The organism is Streptomyces sp. NBC_00663, from assembly GCF_036226885.1.
In the GTDB taxonomy this organism is placed as follows: Bacteria; Actinomycetota; Actinomycetes; order Streptomycetales; family Streptomycetaceae; genus Streptomyces.
Genome location: NZ_CP109027.1, coordinates 2,640,685 through 2,660,414, shown reverse-complemented (window position 1 = coordinate 2,660,414; position 19,730 = coordinate 2,640,685). Strand labels below are relative to the sequence as shown.

The 19,730-nt window shown below is 65.7% G+C and carries 11 protein-coding genes, 1 tRNA gene and 3 rRNA genes; 12 read left to right on the top strand and 3 right to left on the bottom strand.

Annotated features, from left to right (window positions below):
* Positions 1–278: 278 nt before the first annotated feature.
* From OG866_RS11835 to OG866_RS11820, 4 genes are read left to right on the top strand one after another with little or no spacing between them, the layout of a single operon-like run.
* On the top strand, positions 279–2,495 hold the full coding sequence (locus tag OG866_RS11835) for a polyribonucleotide nucleotidyltransferase (RefSeq protein ID WP_329334047.1): 2,217 nt from the start codon (positions 279–281) through the stop codon (positions 2,493–2,495).
* Positions 2,492–3,871, top strand: a complete 1,380-nt coding sequence (locus OG866_RS11830) for a M16 family metallopeptidase (protein ID WP_329334045.1) — start codon at positions 2,492–2,494, stop codon at positions 3,869–3,871. Before OG866_RS11835 ends, OG866_RS11830 begins: the two co-directional genes overlap by 4 nt.
* Positions 3,872–3,897: 26 nt before the next feature.
* Complete coding sequence (gene dapB, locus OG866_RS11825; protein WP_329334043.1) at positions 3,898–4,650, top strand: 4-hydroxy-tetrahydrodipicolinate reductase; 753 nt, start codon at positions 3,898–3,900, stop codon at positions 4,648–4,650.
* 7 nt (positions 4,651–4,657) lie between these two features.
* Positions 4,658–5,110 carry a hypothetical protein gene (locus OG866_RS11820; protein ID WP_329334041.1) on the top strand — a complete coding sequence of 151 codons (453 nt, stop codon included), beginning with the start codon at positions 4,658–4,660 and terminating at the stop codon, positions 5,108–5,110.
* A 74-nt stretch (positions 5,111–5,184) separates the two neighbouring features.
* On the opposite strand, the gene OG866_RS11815 is transcribed toward OG866_RS11820, so the two are convergent.
* Positions 5,185–5,739, bottom strand: a complete 555-nt coding sequence (locus OG866_RS11815; protein ID WP_329334038.1) for a hypothetical protein — start codon at positions 5,737–5,739, stop codon at positions 5,185–5,187.
* 90 nt (positions 5,740–5,829) lie between these two features.
* The gene (locus OG866_RS11810; protein ID WP_329334037.1) at positions 5,830–6,069 is read right to left on the bottom strand and encodes a hypothetical protein; all 240 of its coding nucleotides are present in this window, start codon (positions 6,067–6,069) and stop codon (positions 5,830–5,832) included.
* 199 nt (positions 6,070–6,268) lie between these two features.
* Here OG866_RS11810 and thyX point away from each other — a divergent pair, with 199 nt between their 5' ends.
* The 8 genes from thyX to OG866_RS11770 all read left to right on the top strand — a co-directional run bounded on the left by thyX (position 6,269) and on the right by OG866_RS11770 (position 16,567).
* On the top strand, positions 6,269–7,009 hold the full coding sequence (gene thyX, locus OG866_RS11805; protein ID WP_329334035.1) for an FAD-dependent thymidylate synthase: 741 nt from the start codon (positions 6,269–6,271) through the stop codon (positions 7,007–7,009).
* A gap of 211 nt (positions 7,010–7,220) precedes the next feature.
* The gene (gene dapA, locus OG866_RS11800; protein WP_329334034.1) at positions 7,221–8,120 is read left to right on the top strand and encodes a 4-hydroxy-tetrahydrodipicolinate synthase; all 900 of its coding nucleotides are present in this window, start codon (positions 7,221–7,223) and stop codon (positions 8,118–8,120) included.
* A gap of 156 nt (positions 8,121–8,276) precedes the next feature.
* The gene (locus OG866_RS11795; RefSeq protein ID WP_329334032.1) at positions 8,277–9,962 is read left to right on the top strand and encodes a ribonuclease J; all 1,686 of its coding nucleotides are present in this window, start codon (positions 8,277–8,279) and stop codon (positions 9,960–9,962) included.
* Positions 9,963–10,477: 515 nt separating this feature from the next.
* Positions 10,478–12,003 (top strand): 16S ribosomal RNA (locus tag OG866_RS11790).
* Positions 12,004–12,304: 301 nt separating this feature from the next.
* A 23S ribosomal RNA gene (locus OG866_RS11785) occupies positions 12,305–15,425 on the top strand.
* Positions 15,426–15,521: 96 nt separating this feature from the next.
* Positions 15,522–15,638: ribosomal RNA gene (rrf, locus tag OG866_RS11780) — 5S ribosomal RNA — on the top strand.
* The 16S, 23S and 5S rRNA genes sit together here, the layout of an rRNA operon.
* 114 nt (positions 15,639–15,752) lie before the next feature.
* Positions 15,753–16,415 (top strand): DegT/DnrJ/EryC1/StrS family aminotransferase, encoded by a 663-nt coding sequence (locus tag OG866_RS11775; RefSeq protein ID WP_329344054.1) that lies wholly within the window; start codon positions 15,753–15,755, stop codon positions 16,413–16,415.
* Between the two features lie 76 nt (positions 16,416–16,491).
* Positions 16,492–16,567 (top strand) — tRNA-Thr (locus tag OG866_RS11770).
* Between the two features lie 63 nt (positions 16,568–16,630).
* Here OG866_RS11770 and OG866_RS11765 read toward each other — a convergent pair.
* Positions 16,631–19,381, bottom strand: coding sequence for a SpoIIE family protein phosphatase (locus tag OG866_RS11765; protein WP_329334030.1), 2,751 nt, complete (start codon positions 19,379–19,381; stop codon positions 16,631–16,633).
* Positions 19,382–19,730: the final 349 nt, after the last annotated feature.

The window sequence follows — 19,730 nt, the reverse complement described above, 5'->3', positions numbered from 1 at the left end:
ATCGGGGGCCGCTCCCTTTGCGTATGTATGGCAACGTGCGGAGTGTCACACGCGCTTTGTAGTGTGGTAGCACGACGCAACACCACGCAGTATCACGAGGAGGAGCGCACCTCGCCGCCGCCGGTCCTCGGTAGTGGCCCCCGGGGATTGTGAACCCGGGTGCTTCGATCGAAGACCGGCCCGCACCAGACGGCGCGCTTCTCCGCCCCACGTCCCCCCACCACACGGGTGGATGGGACAAAAGACGAACGCAGACGAAAGTAACGGAGAAACCGCTAGTGGAGAACGAGACCCACTACGCCGAGGCCGTCATCGACAACGGCACCTTCGGCACCCGCACCATCCGCTTCGAGACGGGCCGCCTGGCCAAGCAGGCCGCCGGCTCCGCCGTGGCGTACCTGGACGACGACACCATGGTGCTGTCGGCCACCACCGCCTCCAAGAACCCCAAGGACCAGCTCGACTTCTTCCCCCTCACGGTGGACGTCGAGGAGCGGATGTACGCCGCCGGCAAGATCCCCGGCAGCTTCTTCCGCCGCGAGGGCCGCCCCTCCGAGGACGCCATCCTCACCTGCCGCCTGATCGACCGCCCGCTGCGCCCGTCCTTCAAGAAGGGCCTGCGCAACGAGATCCAGGTCGTCGCCACGATCATGGCGCTCAACCCCGACCACCTGTACGACGTCGTGGCGATCAACGCCGCCTCCGCGTCCACGCAGCTGGCCGGTCTGCCCTTCTCCGGCCCGATCGGCGGCGTCCGCGTCGCGCTGATCAACGGCCAGTGGGTCGCGTTCCCGACGCACACCGAGCTCGAGGACGCCGTCTTCGACATGGTCGTCGCGGGCCGCACCCTGGAGGACGGCGACGTCGCGATCATGATGGTCGAGGCCGAGGCCACCGAGAAGACCATCCAGCTGGTCAAGGGCGGCGCCGAGGCCCCGACCGAGGAGGTCGTCGCCGCCGGTCTGGAAGCCGCGAAGCCCTTCATCAAGGTCCTCTGCAAGGCCCAGGCCGACCTCGCCTCCAAGGCCGCCAAGCCGACCGGCGAGTTCCCGATCTTCCTCGACTACCAGGACGACATCCTGGAGGCGCTCTCCGCCGCCGTCCGCCCGGAGCTCGCCTCCGCGCTGACCATCGCCGGCAAGCAGGAGCGCGAGGCCGAGCTGGACCGCGTCAAGGCGCTCGCCGCCGAGAAGCTCCTGCCGGAGTTCGAGGGCCGCGAGAAGGAGATCTCCGCCGCGTACCGCTCCCTGACCAAGCAGCTCGTCCGCGAGCGCGTGATCAAGGAGAAGAAGCGCATCGACGGCCGTGGCGTCACGGACATCCGTACGCTCGCCGCCGAGGTGGAGGCCATCCCGCGCGTGCACGGCTCCGCGGTGTTCGAGCGTGGCGAGACCCAGATCCTGGGCGTCACCACCCTCAACATGCTCCGCATGGAGCAGCAGCTGGACACCCTCTCCCCGGTGACCCGCAAGCGCTACATGCACAACTACAACTTCCCGCCGTACTCCACCGGCGAGACCGGCCGCGTCGGCTCCCCGAAGCGCCGCGAGATCGGCCACGGCGCCCTCGCCGAGCGCGCCCTGGTCCCGGTCCTGCCGACCCGCGAGGAGTTCCCCTACGCGATCCGCCAGGTCTCCGAGGCGCTGAGCTCCAACGGCTCGACGTCCATGGGCTCGGTCTGCGCCTCCACCATGTCGCTGCTGAACGCCGGTGTGCCGCTCAAGGCCCCCGTCGCCGGTATCGCCATGGGTCTGATCTCCCAGGAGATCGAGGGCGAGACGCACTACGTCACCCTCACCGACATCCTCGGTGCGGAGGACGCCTTCGGCGACATGGACTTCAAGGTCGCCGGTACCAAGGAGTTCGTGACCGCCCTCCAGCTCGACACCAAGCTGGACGGCATCCCGGCCTCCGTCCTGGCCGCCGCTCTGAAGCAGGCCCGTGACGCCCGCCTCCACATCCTCGACGTGATGATGGAAGCGATCGACACGCCGGACGAGATGTCCCCCAACGCCCCGCGGATCATCACCGTCAAGATCCCCGTGGACAAGATCGGTGAGGTCATCGGCCCCAAGGGCAAGATGATCAACCAGATCCAGGAGGACACCGGCGCCGACATCACGATCGAGGACGACGGCACCATCTACATCGGTGCTGTCGACGGCCCCTCCGCCGAGGCCGCCCGCACCACGATCAACTCGATCGCCAACCCGACCATGCCGGAGGTCGGCGAGCGCTACCTGGGTACGGTCGTCAAGACCACCACCTTCGGTGCGTTCGTGTCGCTGCTCCCGGGCAAGGACGGTCTGCTGCACATCTCGCAGATCCGCAAGCTCGCCGGTGGCAAGCGCGTGGAGAACGTCGAGGACGTGCTCGGCGTGGGCGCCAAGGTCCAGGTCGAGATCGCCGAGATCGACTCCCGCGGCAAGCTCTCCCTCATCCCCGTGATCGAGGGCGAAGAGGGCGACGACACGAAGGACGACACCGACAAGTGACGTCGAGCAGCTCCACGGCGACGGCCCGCACCTCCTCGGAGGCGCGGGCCGTCGCCCGTACCCAAACGCTCATCAAGGGCACCAACGGCATCGGCACGGTCCGCAAGACCACCCTCCCGGGCGGCCTGCGCATCGTCACCGAGACGCTGCCCTCGGTCCGCTCCGCGACCTTCGGCATCTGGGCCCACGTCGGCTCCCGCGACGAGACGCCGTCCCTGAACGGTGCCACGCACTACCTGGAGCACCTGCTCTTCAAGGGCACGACGCGGCGCTCCGCCCTGGACATCTCCTCGGCGCTCGACGCGGTCGGCGGCGAGATGAACGCGTTCACGGCGAAGGAGTACACGTGCTACTACGCACGCGTGCTCGACACCGACCTGCCGCTCGCCATCGACGTCGTCTGCGACATGCTCACGGGCTCGCTGATCCTGGAAGAGGACGTCAACGTCGAGCGGGGCGCGATCCTCGAAGAGATCGCCATGACCGAGGACGACCCGGGCGACTGCGTGCACGACCTGTTCGCGCACACCATGTTCGGCGACAACCCTCTCGGCCGCCCGGTCCTCGGCACGGTCGACACGGTCAACGCCCTCACCGCCGACCGCATCCGCCGCTTCTACAAGAAGCACTACGACCCGACCCACCTGGTCGTGGCCGCCGCGGGCAACATCGACCACAACAAGGTCGTACGACAGGTCCGCGCGGCCTTCGAGAAGGCGGGCGCCTTCAAGAACGCCGAGGCGGCCCCCATCGCCCCGCGCGACGGCCGCCGTACGATCCGCACCTCGGGCCGCGTCGAACTCCTCGGCCGCAAGACCGAGCAGGCCCATGTCGTCCTGGGTATGCCGGGCCTGGCCCGTACCGACGAGCGCCGCTGGGCGCTGGGCGTGCTGAACACGGCCCTGGGCGGCGGCATGTCCTCCCGCCTGTTCCAGGAGGTCCGCGAGAAGCGCGGCCTGGCCTACAGCGTGTACTCGTACACCTCGGGCTTCGCCGACTGCGGCCTCTTCGGCGTCTACGCCGGCTGCCGGCCCTCGCAGGTCCACGACGTGCTGAAGATCTGCCGCGACGAACTCGACCACGTCGCCGAGCACGGCCTGACGGACGACGAGATCGCCCGCGCCGTCGGCCAGCTCCGCGGCTCCACCGTCCTCGGTCTGGAGGACACCGGTGCGCTGATGAACCGCATCGGCAAGAGCGAGCTGTGCTGGGGCGAGCAGATGTCCGTCGACGACATGCTGACCCGGATAGCGTCGGTCACCCCGGACGACGTCCGCGCGGTCGCCCGCGAGATCCTGGGACAGCGGCCCTCGCTGTCGGTCATCGGCCCGCTGAAGGACAAGCAGGCGTCCCGACTGCACGAAGCGGTCGCGTAAGCACCCTCCCGAAGGAAACCAAGAAGATGAGCAAGCTGCGCGTGGCGGTCCTCGGTGCCAAGGGCCGGATCGGCTCCGAGGCGGTCAGGGCCGTCGAGGCCGCCGAGGACATGGAGCTGGTCGCCGCCCTGAGCCGGGGCGACAAGCTGGAGACCCTGGCCGAGACGGGCGCCCAGGTCGCCGTCGAACTGACCACGCCGGCCTCGGTGATGGACAACCTCGAGTACTGCGTCGGCCACGGCATCCACGCCGTCGTCGGTACGACGGGCTGGACCGACGAGCGCCTCGCGCAGCTGAACGGCTGGCTGGCCGCCTCCCCGGAGACGGGCGTCCTCATCGCGCCCAACTTCTCCATCGGCGCCGTCCTGAACATGAAGTTCGCGCAGATCGCGGCCCCCTACTTCGAGTCGGTGGAGGTCGTCGAGCTCCACCACCCGAAGAAGGTCGACGCCCCGAGCGGTACGGCGACCCGCACGGCCCAGCTCATCGCCTCGGCCCGCGCCGCGGCGGGCACGGCCCCGGCACCGGACGCCACGGAGACGGCCCTGGACGGCGCGCGCGGCGCCGACGTCGACGGCGTCCCCGTCCACTCCGTCCGCCTCCGCGGCCTGCTGGCCCACCAGGAGGTCCTGCTGGGCGGCGAGGGCGAGACCCTGACGATCCGCCATGACTCGCTCCACCACAGCAGCTTCATGCCGGGCATCCTGCTGGGCGCCCGCAAGGTGGTCACGACCCCGGGCCTGACCTTCGGCCTGGAAAACTTCCTGGACCTGGGCTGACGACACCATGCGCGCCAAGCTGTCCTACGCCATAACGGCCGCCGTCCTGGTCTTCTACTTCGTCCTGGTCGGCAGCCGCGGCGTCATGCTCATCCAGTCCGGCACCCTCATCACCGTCACCTTCGGCGTGGCGGTGCTGATCCTGCCGGTCATCGGCCTGTGGTTCCTGTGGAAGAACACCGAGTTCGTCCGCAAGGCCAACCGGCTCGCCGCCGAACTGGAGGCCGAGGGCGGCCTGCCGGTCGACGAGTTGAGGCGGCTGCCCAGCGGCCGTATCGACCGCGACTCGGCCGACGAGGTCTTCGCCAGGCGCAAGGCCGCGACGGAGGACGCGCCGCACGACTGGCGCAGCTGGTTCCGCCTCGCCGTCGCCTACCACGACGCCCGTGACACCCCGCGTGCCCGCAAGGCGATGCAACGGGCGATCGCCCTGCACGACGGCAAGCCCGTCCAGGCCTGAATGACACGAAAGGGGCCGGCCGCCTTCACGGCGGCCGGCCCCTTTCGATGTCACTCGTGAGGTCACTGGGCAGGTCAGCCCCGCTGGTACTCCGCGCCCCAGGCCTCCACCGAGTCCGCGGCCCGGTCGAACGCGTCGGGCCGGCCCAGGAAGTCCGCACCGTGCGTGCTCAGCAGCGGCGAAGCGTCCTCGGCCGCACGGTCGGTGAGTACGAGGGTCAGGGCCTGCCCCTGTACCGTGCGCGGCAGCCCCAGCCAGCGCACCGGCTGCTGCACCGTCCGCACCGCGACGACCTTCTCCCAGCGCGCCGTACGTGTCAGGAAGAAGCCCACATGCCGCACCCCGCGGGCGCTCACCCACACGCCCATGCGCAGCAGCCGCAGCGCGACGGCGATGATGGCCAGCGCGCCACCGAACACCACACCGCCTTCTGAGGCGGAGCCGGTGAGGGCGATGATGACCGCCGCGAACAGCACGTACGACGCGAGCAGCAGCAGAAGCGCCGCCGAGCCCACCCGCCAGGGGCCGGGGCGGTAGGGGCGCCGCCAGTGGTCGCGGTCGTCGAAGGGCAGCGCGATGTCGTCGGCTGTCTCGAAGGCGCGGTCGGCCGTCAGGAAGGGCAGGGGCACGGCTTGTCCTCACTCAGTGCCTGCGTGGGCTGTGCCCGGTGAGGCTATCCGCCGCTGCCGTCGCGAGCCACCTTGGGGGGCCCGGATGAGTCAGTGTCCCTGGGACGCCTGTGACTGCTGGGTGTCCGTGGCGGAGTGATCGAGGGTCAGCGCCGGCATCCCGAGCACCAGGGACCCCACCAGCGCGGCAATGATGGTGACGCCCAGGAGCCAACGCCCGGCTATCTCAGTTGCGGAGGACTTCTCCGGGGGCGGGGGAGCGACATTGCTGCGGAACCTGTCGGCCTCGGCGACGAAGGCGAACGGGACGGGCTCACGCCGACGGAACATCGGGGAGACACTCCTCTCAAGGTCGAACGAGTGGCTGTTGTTGATACAGACGCACGAGTGCCCGAAAAGGTGCCCTGATGCCCCGAATTCACAGAACTTCACCGAAGATGTCGCGTCCCGGTACCGAACGCCCCGATGTCAGTGCCGGGCCGTAGAGTGGGCGCCGTTCGAGCGAAGTGATGGAAGGACCCTGCGAGCCGTGACCGACACCCCCGTCGACGACCTCAAGCCCAGCTTCCGCAGCGATGTCAGTGTCGAGCTGGTGAAGCACAGCGCGGCCGACTCCGACGTGCTGTGGGCCGCCCGTGTCTCCACCGCGGGCGAGCAGTCCCTGGACGAGCTGAAGAAGGACCCCGAGCGGTCCAAGGGCCTCATCAACTACCTGATGCGCGACCGGCACGGCAGCCCGTTCGAGCACAACTCGATGACCTTCTTCATCAGCGCCCCCATCTTCGTCTTCCGCGAGTTCATGCGGCACCGCGTGGGCTGGTCGTACAACGAGGAGTCGGGCCGCTACCGGGAGCTCGAACCGGTCTTCTACGTCCCCGGCGCGGACCGCAAGCTCGTCCAGGAGGGCCGCCCCGGCAAGTACGTCTTCGTCGAGGGCACCGAGGCCCAGCAGCAGCTGGTGTCCCGCACGATGGAGGACTCCTACCGTCAGGCGTACGAGGCCTACCAGGAGATGCTCGCCGCCGGCGTCGCCCGCGAGGTCGCCCGCGCGGTTCTCCCCGTCGGTCTCTTCTCCTCTATGTACGCCACCTGCAACGCCCGCTCGCTGATGCACTTCCTCGGCCTGCGCACCCAGCACGAACTGGCGAAGGTTCCGTCCTTCCCGCAGCGGGAGATCGAGATGGTCGGCGAGAAGATGGAGGCCGAGTGGGCCAAGCTCATGCCGCTCACGTACGCCGCCTTCAATGCGAACGGCCGTGTGGCCCCGTAACGCACCCGCGTTCCCCGATCAGGGACAGATGTACGGATCAGCCGTGCGAGGTGTCCGTATTGCGGCATTTGGAGAAGTTCATCTAGCCTGATCAAACGGACCCGGCACTGCTTGAACCCCCGAGCAGGCAGTGCCGGGCTCCATCTTTGTCATGACTTTTCGCGCCCCCCGAGGGCAGACCACGTCTTGAGCAGCGAGTAGCGTGTTACCCATGGCTCCGACCTCCACTCCGCAGACCCCCTTCGGGAGGGTCCTCACCGCCATGGTCACGCCCTTCACGGCGGACGGCGCACTCGACCTCGACGGCGCGCAGCGGCTCGCTACCCACCTGGTGGACGCAGGCAACGACGGCCTGATCATCAACGGCACCACCGGTGAGTCGCCCACCACCAGCGACGCGGAGAAAACGGACCTCGTACGAGCGGTACTGGAGGCGGTCGGCGACCGTGTCCACGTCGTCGCGGGCGTCGGCACCAACGACACCCACCACAGCCTGGAGCTCGCCAAGGCCGCCGAACAGACCGGCGCGCACGGCCTCCTGGTGGTCACGCCGTACTACAACAAGCCCCCGCAGGAGGGCCTGTACCGGCACTTCAAGGCCATCGCCGACGCCACCGAGCTGCCGGTCATGCTCTACGACATCCCCGGCCGCAGCGGCGTCCCGATCAACACCGAGACACTGGTCCGGCTCGCCGAGCACCCGCGCATCGTCGCCAACAAGGACGCCAAGGGCGACCTCGGCCGCGCCAGCTGGGCCATCGCCCGCTCCGGCCTCGCCTGGTACTCCGGCGACGACATGCTGAACCTGCCCCTGCTCTCCGTGGGCGCGGTCGGCTTCGTCTCGGTCGTCGGCCATGTGGTCACGCCGGACCTGCGCGCCCTCGTGGACGCCTTCGTCTCGGGCGACGTACAGAAGGCCACGGAGATCCACCAGAAGCTGCTCCCCGTCTACACCGGCATGTTCCGCACCCAGGGCGTCATGACGACGAAGGCCGCGCTCGCCCTCCAGGGTCTGCCCGCCGGACCGCTGCGCGCACCGATGGTCGAACTCACTCCTGAAGAGATCGAGCAGCTCAAGATCGATCTTGCTGCCGGCGGGGTACAGCTCTGACATCAGACTTCGCGCGCCCCCGGCGCGCAACAGACTTCACAACTGAATAAGCGGGCCACCGGTGCCCGCAATCCACAACGACAACTGCTACACGCACGAACGTCATGCGCGCCACGTGCCCTACCGGTACGTGGCGTGCGTGGTGAGGAGAGTCTTTTGAGTCATCCGCATCCTGAACTCGGCCCGCCCCCGCCGCTTCCCGAAGGCGGCCTGCGCGTCACCCCGCTCGGCGGTCTCGGTGAGATCGGCCGAAACATGACGGTCTTCGAGTACGGCGGCCGTCTGCTGATCGTCGACTGCGGCGTGCTCTTCCCCGAGGAGGAGCAGCCCGGAATCGACCTGATCCTGCCGGACTTCTCGTCCATCAGGGACCGCCTCGACGACATCGAGGGCATCGTGCTCACGCACGGCCACGAGGACCACATCGGTGCCGTCCCGTTCCTGCTCCGCGAGAAGCCGGACATCCCGCTGATCGGCTCCAAGCTGACCCTCGCGCTGATCGAGGCGAAGCTCCAGGAGCACCGCATCCGTCCGTACACCCTTGAGGTGGTGGAGGGGAACCGCGAACGCATCGGCCCCTTCGACTGTGAGTTCGTCGCGGTCAACCACTCCATCCCGGACGCCCTGGCGGTCGCCATCCGCACCCCTGCCGGCATGGTGGTCCACACCGGCGACTTCAAGATGGACCAGCTTCCGCTGGACAACCGTCTGACGGACCTCCACGCGTTCGCACGTCTGAGCGAGGAAGGCATCGACCTCCTTCTCTCCGACTCGACGAACGCCGAGGTACCGGGCTTCGTCCCGCCCGAGCGGGACATCTCCAACGTCCTGCACCAGGTCTTCGGGAACGCCCGCAAGCGGATCATCGTGGCCAGCTTCGCCAGCCACATCCACCGCATCCAGCAGATCCTGGACGCGGCCAACGAGTACGGCCGCAGGGTCGCCTTCGTCGGCCGCTCGATGGTCCGCAACATGGGCATCGCGAGGGACCTGGGCTATCTGAAGGTCCCGCCGGGCCTGGTGGTCGACGTCAAGACGCTCGACGACCTTCCCGACCGCGAGGTCGTCCTGGTCTGTACGGGTTCGCAGGGTGAGCCGATGGCGGCCCTGTCCCGCATGGCCAACCGGGACCACCAGATCCGCATCGTCTCCGGCGACACGGTGATCCTGGCGTCGTCCCTGATCCCGGGCAACGAGAACGCGGTCTACCGCGTGATCAACGGCCTGACCCGCTGGGGCGCCAACGTCGTCCACAAGGGCAACGCCAAGGTCCACGTCTCGGGCCATGCCTCGGCCGGCGAGCTGCTGTACTTCTACAACATCTGCCGCCCGAAGAACCTGATGCCGGTCCACGGCGAATGGCGCCATCTGCGGGCCAACGCCGAGCTGGGCGCCATGACCGGCGTCCCGCACGACCGGATCGTCATCGCCGAGGACGGCGTCGTCGTCGACCTCGTCGCGGGCAAGGCCAAGATCTCCGGCAAGGTCCAGGCGGGCTATGTGTACGTCGACGGCCTCTCGGTCGGCGATGTGGGTGAGCCGGCCCTGAAGGACCGCAAGATCCTCGGCGACGAGGGCATCATCTCGGTCTTCGTGGTCATCGACTCATCGAGCGGCAAGATCACGGGTGGCCCGCATATCCACGCCCGTGGCTCGGGTATCGAGGACTCGGCGTTCGCCGACGTCATCCCGAAGGTCAAGGAGGTCCTCGAGCGCTCCGCCCAGGACGGCGTCGTCGAGCCCCATCAGCTCCAGCAGCTGGTGCGGCGGACCCTCGGCAAGTGGGTCTCCGACACGTATCGCCGCAGGCCGATGATCCTCCCGGTGGTGGTAGAGGTCTGACGTCCCGTCAGCCCTCGTACGCGTGAACCAGGAGCGGGGCGCCTCGATTTGCATCGAGGCGCCCCGCTCCAGTACGTTTACGGCTCCACCTCAACGGGAACCCGGCCACCTCGTGCGCCGGAACCACTCCCCGAAGCGGTGGGAATTCCGACTCAGAATCTCTGATAAAGTCGGAGCCGCCGGAAAGGGAAACGCGAAAGCGGAAACCTGGAAAGCACCGAGGAAATCGGAACCGGAAACGGTCTGATAGAGTCGGAAACGCAAGACCGAAGGGAAAAAGCCCGGAGGAAAGCCTGAGAGAGTCTCTCGGGTGAGTACAAAGGAAGCGTCCGTTCCTTGAGAACTCAACAGCGTGCCAAAAATCAACGCCAGATTTAGTTGATACCCCGTCTCCGACCGGTTTCGGTTGGGGCGAGGTTCCTTTGAAGAAACATACAGCGAGGACGCTGTGAACCACCGGATTATTCCTCCGGTGGTTCCGCTCTCGTGTATGCGAACCGGATTACCGGTAAACATTCACGGAGAGTTTGATCCTGGCTCAGGACGAACGCTGGCGGCGTGCTTAACACATGCAAGTCGAACGATGAACCACTTCGGTGGGGATTAGTGGCGAACGGGTGAGTAACACGTGGGCAATCTGCCCTTCACTCTGGGACAAGCCCTGGAAACGGGGTCTAATACCGGATACCACTACCGCAGGCATCTGTGGTGGTTGAAAGCTCCGGCGGTGAAGGATGAGCCCGCGGCCTATCAGCTTGTTGGTGAGGTAATGGCTCACCAAGGCGACGACGGGTAGCCGGCCTGAGAGGGCGACCGGCCACACTGGGACTGAGACACGGCCCAGACTCCTACGGGAGGCAGCAGTGGGGAATATTGCACAATGGGCGAAAGCCTGATGCAGCGACGCCGCGTGAGGGATGACGGCCTTCGGGTTGTAAACCTCTTTCAGCAGGGAAGAAGCGAAAGTGACGGTACCTGCAGAAGAAGCGCCGGCTAACTACGTGCCAGCAGCCGCGGTAATACGTAGGGCGCAAGCGTTGTCCGGAATTATTGGGCGTAAAGAGCTCGTAGGCGGCTTGTCACGTCGGGTGTGAAAGCCCGGGGCTTAACCCCGGGTCTGCATTCGATACGGGCTAGCTAGAGTGTGGTAGGGGAGATCGGAATTCCTGGTGTAGCGGTGAAATGCGCAGATATCAGGAGGAACACCGGTGGCGAAGGCGGATCTCTGGGCCATTACTGACGCTGAGGAGCGAAAGCGTGGGGAGCGAACAGGATTAGATACCCTGGTAGTCCACGCCGTAAACGGTGGGAACTAGGTGTTGGCGACATTCCACGTCGTCGGTGCCGCAGCTAACGCATTAAGTTCCCCGCCTGGGGAGTACGGCCGCAAGGCTAAAACTCAAAGGAATTGACGGGGGCCCGCACAAGCAGCGGAGCATGTGGCTTAATTCGACGCAACGCGAAGAACCTTACCAAGGCTTGACATACACCGGAAAGCATTAGAGATAGTGCCCCCCTTGTGGTCGGTGTACAGGTGGTGCATGGCTGTCGTCAGCTCGTGTCGTGAGATGTTGGGTTAAGTCCCGCAACGAGCGCAACCCTTGTCCTGTGTTGCCAGCATGCCCTTCGGGGTGATGGGGACTCACAGGAGACCGCCGGGGTCAACTCGGAGGAAGGTGGGGACGACGTCAAGTCATCATGCCCCTTATGTCTTGGGCTGCACACGTGCTACAATGGCAGGTACAATGAGCTGCGAAACCGTGAGGTGGAGCGAATCTCAAAAAGCCTGTCTCAGTTCGGATTGGGGTCTGCAACTCGACCCCATGAAGTCGGAGTTGCTAGTAATCGCAGATCAGCATTGCTGCGGTGAATACGTTCCCGGGCCTTGTACACACCGCCCGTCACGTCACGAAAGTCGGTAACACCCGAAGCCGGTGGCCCAACCCCTTGTGGGAGGGAGCTGTCGAAGGTGGGACCAGCGATTGGGACGAAGTCGTAACAAGGTAGCCGTACCGGAAGGTGCGGCTGGATCACCTCCTTTCTAAGGAGCACTTCTAGGCAGCCGCAAGGTTGTCCAGAGGCCAGCATGCGAGCGAATGTCTCGCACTGGTTGCTCATGGGTGGAACGTTGATTATTCGGCACTTTCAGTCATCTCGGGCTGCCAGTACTGCTCTTCGGAGCGTGGAAAGCTGATCATGAGTGGCGAGGGTGTCGGGCACGCTGTTGGGTGTCTGAGGGAATGAACCCCCTCGATGCCGGCCCCGGTGAAGCATCGCGTGAGCGGTGTGTGACGGGTGGCTGGTCGTTGTTTGAGAACTGCACAGTGGACGCGAGCATCTGTGGCCAAGTTTTTAAGGGCGCACGGTGGATGCCTTGGCACCAGGAACCGATGAAGGACGTGGGAGGCCACGATAGTCCCCGGGGAGTCGTCAACCAGGCTTTGATCCGGGGGTTTCCGAATGGGGAAACCCGGCAGTCGTCATGGGCTGTCACCCATACCTGAACACATAGGGTATGTGGAGGGAACGCGGGGAAGTGAAACATCTCAGTACCCGCAGGAAGAGAAAACAACCGTGATTCCGGGAGTAGTGGCGAGCGAAACCGGATGAGGCCAAACCGTATGCGTGTGAGACCCGGCAGGGGTTGCGTATACGGGGTTGTGGGATCTCTCTTTCACAGTCTGCCGGCTGTGAGACGAGTCAGAAACCGTATGGATAGGCGAAGGACATGCGAAAGGTCCGGCGTAGAGGGTAAGACCCCCGTAGTCGAAATCTGTACGGCTCGTTTGAGAGACACCCAAGTAGCACGGGGCCCGAGAAATCCCGTGTGAATCTGGCGGGACCACCCGCTAAGCCTAAATATTCCCTGGTGACCGATAGCGGATAGTACCGTGAGGGAATGGTGAAAAGTACCGCGGGAGCGGAGTGAAATAGTACCTGAAACCGTGTGCCTACAAGCCGTGGGAGCGTCGGATATGTGCTTGCACATATCTCGTGACTGCGTGCCTTTTGAAGAATGAGCCTGCGAGTTTGCGGTGTGTTGCGAGGTTAACCCGTGTGGGGAAGCCGTAGCGAAAGCGAGTCCGAATAGGGCGATAGAGTAGCGCGCTCAAGACCCGAAGCGGAGTGATCTAGCCATGGGCAGGTTGAAGCGGAGGTAAGACTTCGTGGAGGACCGAACCCACCAGGGTTGAAAACCTGGGGGATGACCTGTGGTTAGGGGTGAAAGGCCAATCAAACTCCGTGATAGCTGGTTCTCCCCGAAATGCATTTAGGTGCAGCGTCGTGTGTTTCTTGCCGGAGGTAGAGCACTGGATAGGCGATGGGCCCTACCGGGTTACTGACCTTAGCCAAACTCCGAATGCCGGTAAGTGAGAGCGCGGCAGTGAGACTGTGGGGGATAAGCTCCATGGTCGAGAGGGAAACAGCCCAGAGCATCGACTAAGGCCCCTAAGCGTACGCTAAGTGGGAAAGGATGTGGAGTCGCACAGACAACCAGGAGGTTGGCTTAGAAGCAGCCACCCTTGAAAGAGTGCGTAATAGCTCACTGGTCTAGTGATTCCGCGCCGACAATGTAGCGGGGCTCAAGCGTACCGCCGAAGTCGTGTCATTCATACAATAGGGCCAACGCCTGTATGGATGGGTAGGGGAGCGTCGTGTGCCGGGTGAAGCCGCAGCGGAAGCTAGTGGTGGACGGTTCACGAGTGAGAATGCAGGCATGAGTAGCGATACACACGTGAGAAACGTGTGCGCCGATTGACTAAGGGTTCCTGGGTCAAGCTGATCTGCCCAGGGTAAGTCGGGACCTAAGGCGAGGCCGACAGGCGTAGTCGATGGATAACCGGTTGATATTCCGGTACCCGCTGTGAAGCGTCAAACATCGAACCCATTAATGCTAAGGCCGTGAAGCCGTTCCGGACCCTTCGGGGAAAGGAAAGTGGTGGAGCCGCCGAACCAAGGTGGTAGTAGGTGAGTGATGGGGTGACGCAGGAAGGTAGTCCATCCCGGGCGGTGGTTGTCCCGGGGTAAGGGTGTAGGCCGAGTGGTAGGCAAATCCGCCGCTCATTAAGGCTGAGACCTGATGCCGAGCCGATTGTGGTGAAGTGGATGATCCTATGCTGTCGAGAAAAGCCTCTAGCGAGTTTCATGGCGGCCCGTACCCTAAACCGACTCAGGTGGTCAGGTAGAGAATACCGAGGCGTTCGGGTGAACTATGGTTAAGGAACTCGGCAAAATGCCCCCGTAACTTCGGGAGAAGGGGGGCCATCACTGGTGAGGGGACTTGCTCTCCGAGCTGGGGGTGGCCGCAGAGACCAGCGAGAAGCGACTGTTTACTAAAAACACAGGTCCGTGCGAAGCCGTAAGGCGATGTATACGGACTGACGCCTGCCCGGTGCTGGAACGTTAAGGGGACCGGTTAGTGCGCTTTCGGGCGTGCGAAGCTGAGAACTTAAGCGCCAGTAAACGGCGGTGGTAACTATAACCATCCTAAGGTAGCGAAATTCCTTGTCGGGTAAGTTCCGACCTGCACGAATGGCGTAACGACTTCTCGACTGTCTCAACCATAGGCCCGGTGAAATTGCACTACGAGTAAAGATGCTCGTTTCGCGCAGCAGGACGGAAAGACCCCGGGACCTTTACTACAGTTTGATATTGGTGTTCGGTTCGGCTTGTGTAGGATAGCTGGGAGACTTTGAAGCGGCCACGCCAGTGGTTGTGGAGTCGTCGTTGAAATACCAGTCTGGTCGTGCTGGATGTCTAACCTGGGTCCGTGATCCGGATCAGGGACAGTGTCTGATGGGTAGTTTAACTGGGGCGGTTGCCTCCTAAAGAGTAACGGAGGCGCCCAAAGGTTCCCTCAGCCTGGTTGGCAATCAGGTGTTGAGTGTAAGTGCACAAGGGAGCTTGACTGTGAGACCGACGGGTCGAGCAGGGACGAAAGTCGGGACTAGTGATCCGGCGGTGGCTTGTGGAAGCGCCGTCGCTCAACGGATAAAAGGTACCCCGGGGATAACAGGCTGATCTTCCCCAAGAGTCCATATCGACGGGATGGTTTGGCACCTCGATGTCGGCTCGTCGCATCCTGGGGCTGGAGTCGGTCCCAAGGGTTGGGCTGTTCGCCCATTAAAGCGGTACGCGAGCTGGGTTTAGAACGTCGTGAGACAGTTCGGTCCCTATCCGCTGCGCGCGCAGGAATATTGAGAAGGGCTGTCCCTAGTACGAGAGGACCGGGACGGACGAACCTCTGGTGTGCCAGTTGTTCTGCCAAGGGCATGGCTGGTTGGCTACGTTCGGGAGGGATAACCGCTGAAAGCATCTAAGCGGGAAGCCTGCTTCGAGATGAGTATTCCCACCCACTTGATGGGGTAAGGCTCCCAGTAGACGACTGGGTTGATAGGCCGGATCTGGAAGCCCAGTAATGGGTGGAGGTGACCGGTACTAATAGGCCGAGGGCTTGTCCTCAGTTGCTCGCGTCCACTGTGTTGGTTCTGAAACCACGAACGGCCCCATGCCCATGGTCACGGGTGTGGTGCGGCATGTTTGACAGTTTCATAGTGTTTCGGTGGTCATAGCGTGAGGGAAACGCCCGGTTACATTCCGAACCCGGAAGCTAAGCCTTACAGCGCCGATGGTACTGCAGGGGGGACCCTGTGGGAGAGTAGGACGCCGCCGAACAATTCTTCAAAGGGTTGGATCCTGAACTTCGGTTCGGGGTCCAACCCTTTTTTGTTCTGCGTCACTTGAAGTTCACGTTGCGCAAGCAGCATCCGAAGCATGGGTACTGCTGCAATGCTCAGGGCCGCCGGCGTCGGAGTCGGTGACGAGGTCGTCGTACCGGCCTTCGGGAACGTCGAAGTGGCCGAGGCGGTCGTGCTGACCGGTGCGCTGCCGGTGTTCGCCGACATAGATCCAGCCACGTACTGCCTCGATGTGACCGCCGTCGAGGCGGCCGTAACTCATCGGACGGCGGCTGTGGTTGTCGTGCACCGGTTTGGGCGGCGGGCCGACATAGCGGGGCTGCACGGTGTGGGGCAGCGGCATGGGCTGCTCGTGCTGGAGCAGGGGGAGTCCGAGGCGCCGTACGACGAGGTTGCCCAGCGGCGGGAGCGGGCCGCCTATCTGGACGGGAAGTTGAAGGGGGTGTGGACCCCTGATGGTGGGGACGGGCACACCTATCAGCAGTACGTCGTGCGCGTGCCCGGGAACGGGCGGCCCGATCGGGACGCCTTTGCTCGCGCCTTGCGCGGTCGGGGAGTTGAGTGCCGGGTGCCGGTGAAGACACCGGTGCACAGGCTGCCCGAGTTCCGGCGGTGTGTGGCACTGCGGGAGACCGAGTTGGCCGCTGACGAGACGCTGGCGTTGCCCGTCGATGCCGCGCTCACCAAGCGGGACATGCAGCGGGTCGTGGGTGCCTGTAATGCGCTGGGCGGGCTGCTTCAGGCCGCTTTCTGAGCGAGGTTGGGAGCACGGGTCTGTTCGGGGTATGATCTATTCCGTCGCCGCGAGGGAAACCTCGGAAAAGCGACAGGCCCCCTTAGCTCAGTCGGCAGAGCGTCTCCATGGTAAGGAGAAGGTCAACGGTTCGATTCCGTTAGGGGGCTCCAGCAGAAAAGGCCTCCGCCCTTATGGGCGGGGGCCTTTCGCATATCCCCGTGTTCTCCGGGCGCTCAGTCGTTGTGGAGGCCAGGGACTCGCATCGCCAGGATCGCCATGTCGTCGGACGGGGCGTCCGAGGCGAAACGCTCCACCGCGCGCATGACGCGGGCCGCGACCGCGCCGGCCGTCAGGCCCGTGCAGGTGGTGAGCACGTCGGCGAGGCCGTCGTCGCCCAGCATGCGGGTGCCCTCGCGGCGTTCGGTGACGCCGTCCGTGACGCAGAGGAGGACGTCACCGGGGTCAAGGGTGACCGACTGCTCGTACAGCTCCAGGTCCTCGATGACGCCCAGGAGGGGCTGGGGTTCCGCGGCCGGTTCGACCGTGCCGTCCTGGCGGAGGCGGAGCGGGAGAGGGTGGCCGGCGCAGACGACCTTCATTTCCGCGCTGCCGTCGTCCTGGGGACGCATCTCGCCGTACAGGAGGGTCAGGAAGCGGCTGCGGGCGCCCTCGTCGAGGATCGCGGAGTTGAGGCGCTCCAGGACCGCCGGGCCGCTGAGGCCCTCCCTGGCGAGCAGGCGCAGGGCATGCCGGGCCAGGCCCGTCACCGCCGCCGCGTGCGGGCCCGTACCGCAGACGTCGCCGATGGCGAAGCCGTAGACGCCGTCGCGGATGGGGAAGACGTCGTAGAAGTCACCGCCGACCTCGTTGCCCTCGCCGGCCGCGCGGTAGATGACCTCGACCTCGATGCCCTCGATCGCGGGCTGCTCAGGGGGCAGGAGGCTGCGCTGGAGGGACTGGCTGATGGCCGTGCGCTCGGAGTAGAGGCGGGCGTTGTCGAGGGCCAGGGCGGCCCGGCGGCTCAAGTCCTCGGCCAGTTCCAGGATTTCCTGGCGGAAGTGTTCGTCGGTGGGCTTGCCGAGGGTCAGCATGCCGATGACGCGGTTGCGGGCGACCAGCGGGAGGACCACTGTTTCGCCACCCACCGCAGATGCCGTGGCCAGGGTGGGGCCGATGCCCGAGCTGATGCGGCCGATGGGCTCGCCCAGGCCCAGGCTGCGCATGGAGGTGCGCAGGGCCGCCTGGTGGGCCGCCTCGGCGGGGGCCGACCAGACGCGGGCGCCCGGGGTGGGGACAGGGTCGGGCGGGGAGATCTTCGACAGCAACGACTTGATGCCGTCGATGAGTTCCTCGTCCTCGTGCAGGACGTACGACAGGTACGGCTCCGAGGCCTGGTCGGCGATCGTGTAGACCGCGCACCAGGTGGCGAGGGTGGGGACCGTCATCTGGGCCATCAGCGCCAGGGTCTGGTCGCGGTCCAGGGTGCCTGCCAGGAGGTCGGAGGCCTCGACCAGGAAGCTCAGGGAGCCTCGGCGCAGGCGTTCCAGTTCGCCCAGGCGGGCCGATTCCACCGCCAACGCGATGCGGTCCGCGGCGAATTGGAGGCGGAGGGCCTCTTCGTTGGAGTATCTGGCGGGGGCTTCGGCGGCGACGCCGAGGGAGCCGGTGAGGCGGCCCTCGACCTTCAGCGGGACCGTGACGACCGAGCGCATGCCCGTGCCGCTCAGCAGGGGGACCGCGCCCGGGACGGCCGACAGGTCGTCATGGACGGCCGGCATGCGGGCCGAGCCGTAGCGGCCGGGGCCGGCTTCGACGGGCACGCGCGCGAAGCGCTGGCGGGCGGACGGCAGGCCGGTGGAGGCGCGGACCTCCAACTCCGTCTCGTCGTCGGTCGCGAGGAGCAGAAAGGCCGAGTCGGCGTCGAGCATGTCGCGGGCGCGTTCCACCGTGCGCTGGAGGAGGCCGTCGAGGTCGTCCGGGGCCGGGGAGCCGATGAAGACCTCGAAGGGGTCGGTGCTCTGGCCGTCACCGCCGGAGGAGCTGTCGGAGGCCGGGATGCGCAACGGGGTCTGGAGGACCGCGCGTTCGTGGTCGCGGACGAGGAGGCAGACCGTGGAGGGCTCGCCGCCGGTGTCGCGGACGCGGAGATGGGAGGCGTACACGGGCGTGACGCGGCCGCTGGCGGCGCGGATGCCGTAACTGCCTTCCCAGCGCGAGAGCTGGAGGGCCTCGGCGATGCCGGTGCTGGTGCCCGGGGTGTGCGGCCAGGCGGCGAGGTCGGTCAGGGGCTTGCCGGTGACCTGTTCGGCCGGGTAGCCGAAGAGTTCCTCGGCGTCCTCGTTCCAGGCCGAGATGGCCGACGTACGGTCGATCTGGATGACGGCCACGCGGACGCGGCCGTCGGCCAGCGGCAGGAGGTCCGCGGGGAGGGACGGGCCGGCGGCGCGGGTGCCCACCGAGCGTTCGGGGAGGTCGAGCCGGAACCAGACCTGCTTGTGCGTGGGTGTGTAGTCCACGCCCCAGCGGCTGGCCAGGGCCGCGCACAGCTGGAGGCCGCGGCCGCCCTCGCGGTCGGGGCTGCCCATGGTGGCGGGGTGGCCCTGGAGCGGGATCTCGCGTTCCGGATAGTGGTCGGCGACCTCGATGCGTACGCCGTCGTCGCTGCGTAGGCACAGGACGTCCGCGGAGGTGCCCGCGTGGACCACGGCGTTCGTCACCAGTTCGCTGGTGAGCACCACCGCGTCGTCGACGATGTCGGCGAAGCCCCAGCCCTGGAGTGTGTCGCGGACGAAGGAGCGGGCGCTCGCGACCGATCGCCCGACGGGCTCGAAGCTGGCGGCCGCGCGCGCGGTGATCACTGAACTCCTCGTCCGGTTGTCGGCGTGCAGGGCTCCGTGGCCGACCGGCTCGTGCCGCTGTTGCGGCAGGCCGTCCGTCGGCCGGCGGTCCGGGGGAGGTCCCCCGGGGATCAGTCCGGTGGTCATGTTGTGCGGCCGCCCCTCCGATGCCCGCTCGTGCTCGTGCCACCGCCCAGGCCGGACGGACCGGCGCGGCTGGACAGCCGCATGCAAGGTTACTTACCTTCCCCGTCCATGCGGATGCCGGTCACCAGTGTTTCCGTCCGGAGGGTGTGCGGACCGTGTGCGAAGCTGCCGAACTGTTATGGCCGGGTTCAGCCAGGGTGAAACACTGGGCAAGCTTCTTGTGAAGGTCCGGGCAGGCCGGGTGTCTTCTGTCCACAGCGGGCAGCAGCCCGTGATGCGGCCTGGTATATCCGGCACCGACGCACAGCATTAACTGGTACGCCGAGCACTAGTACCGGAGCTCAGCAGT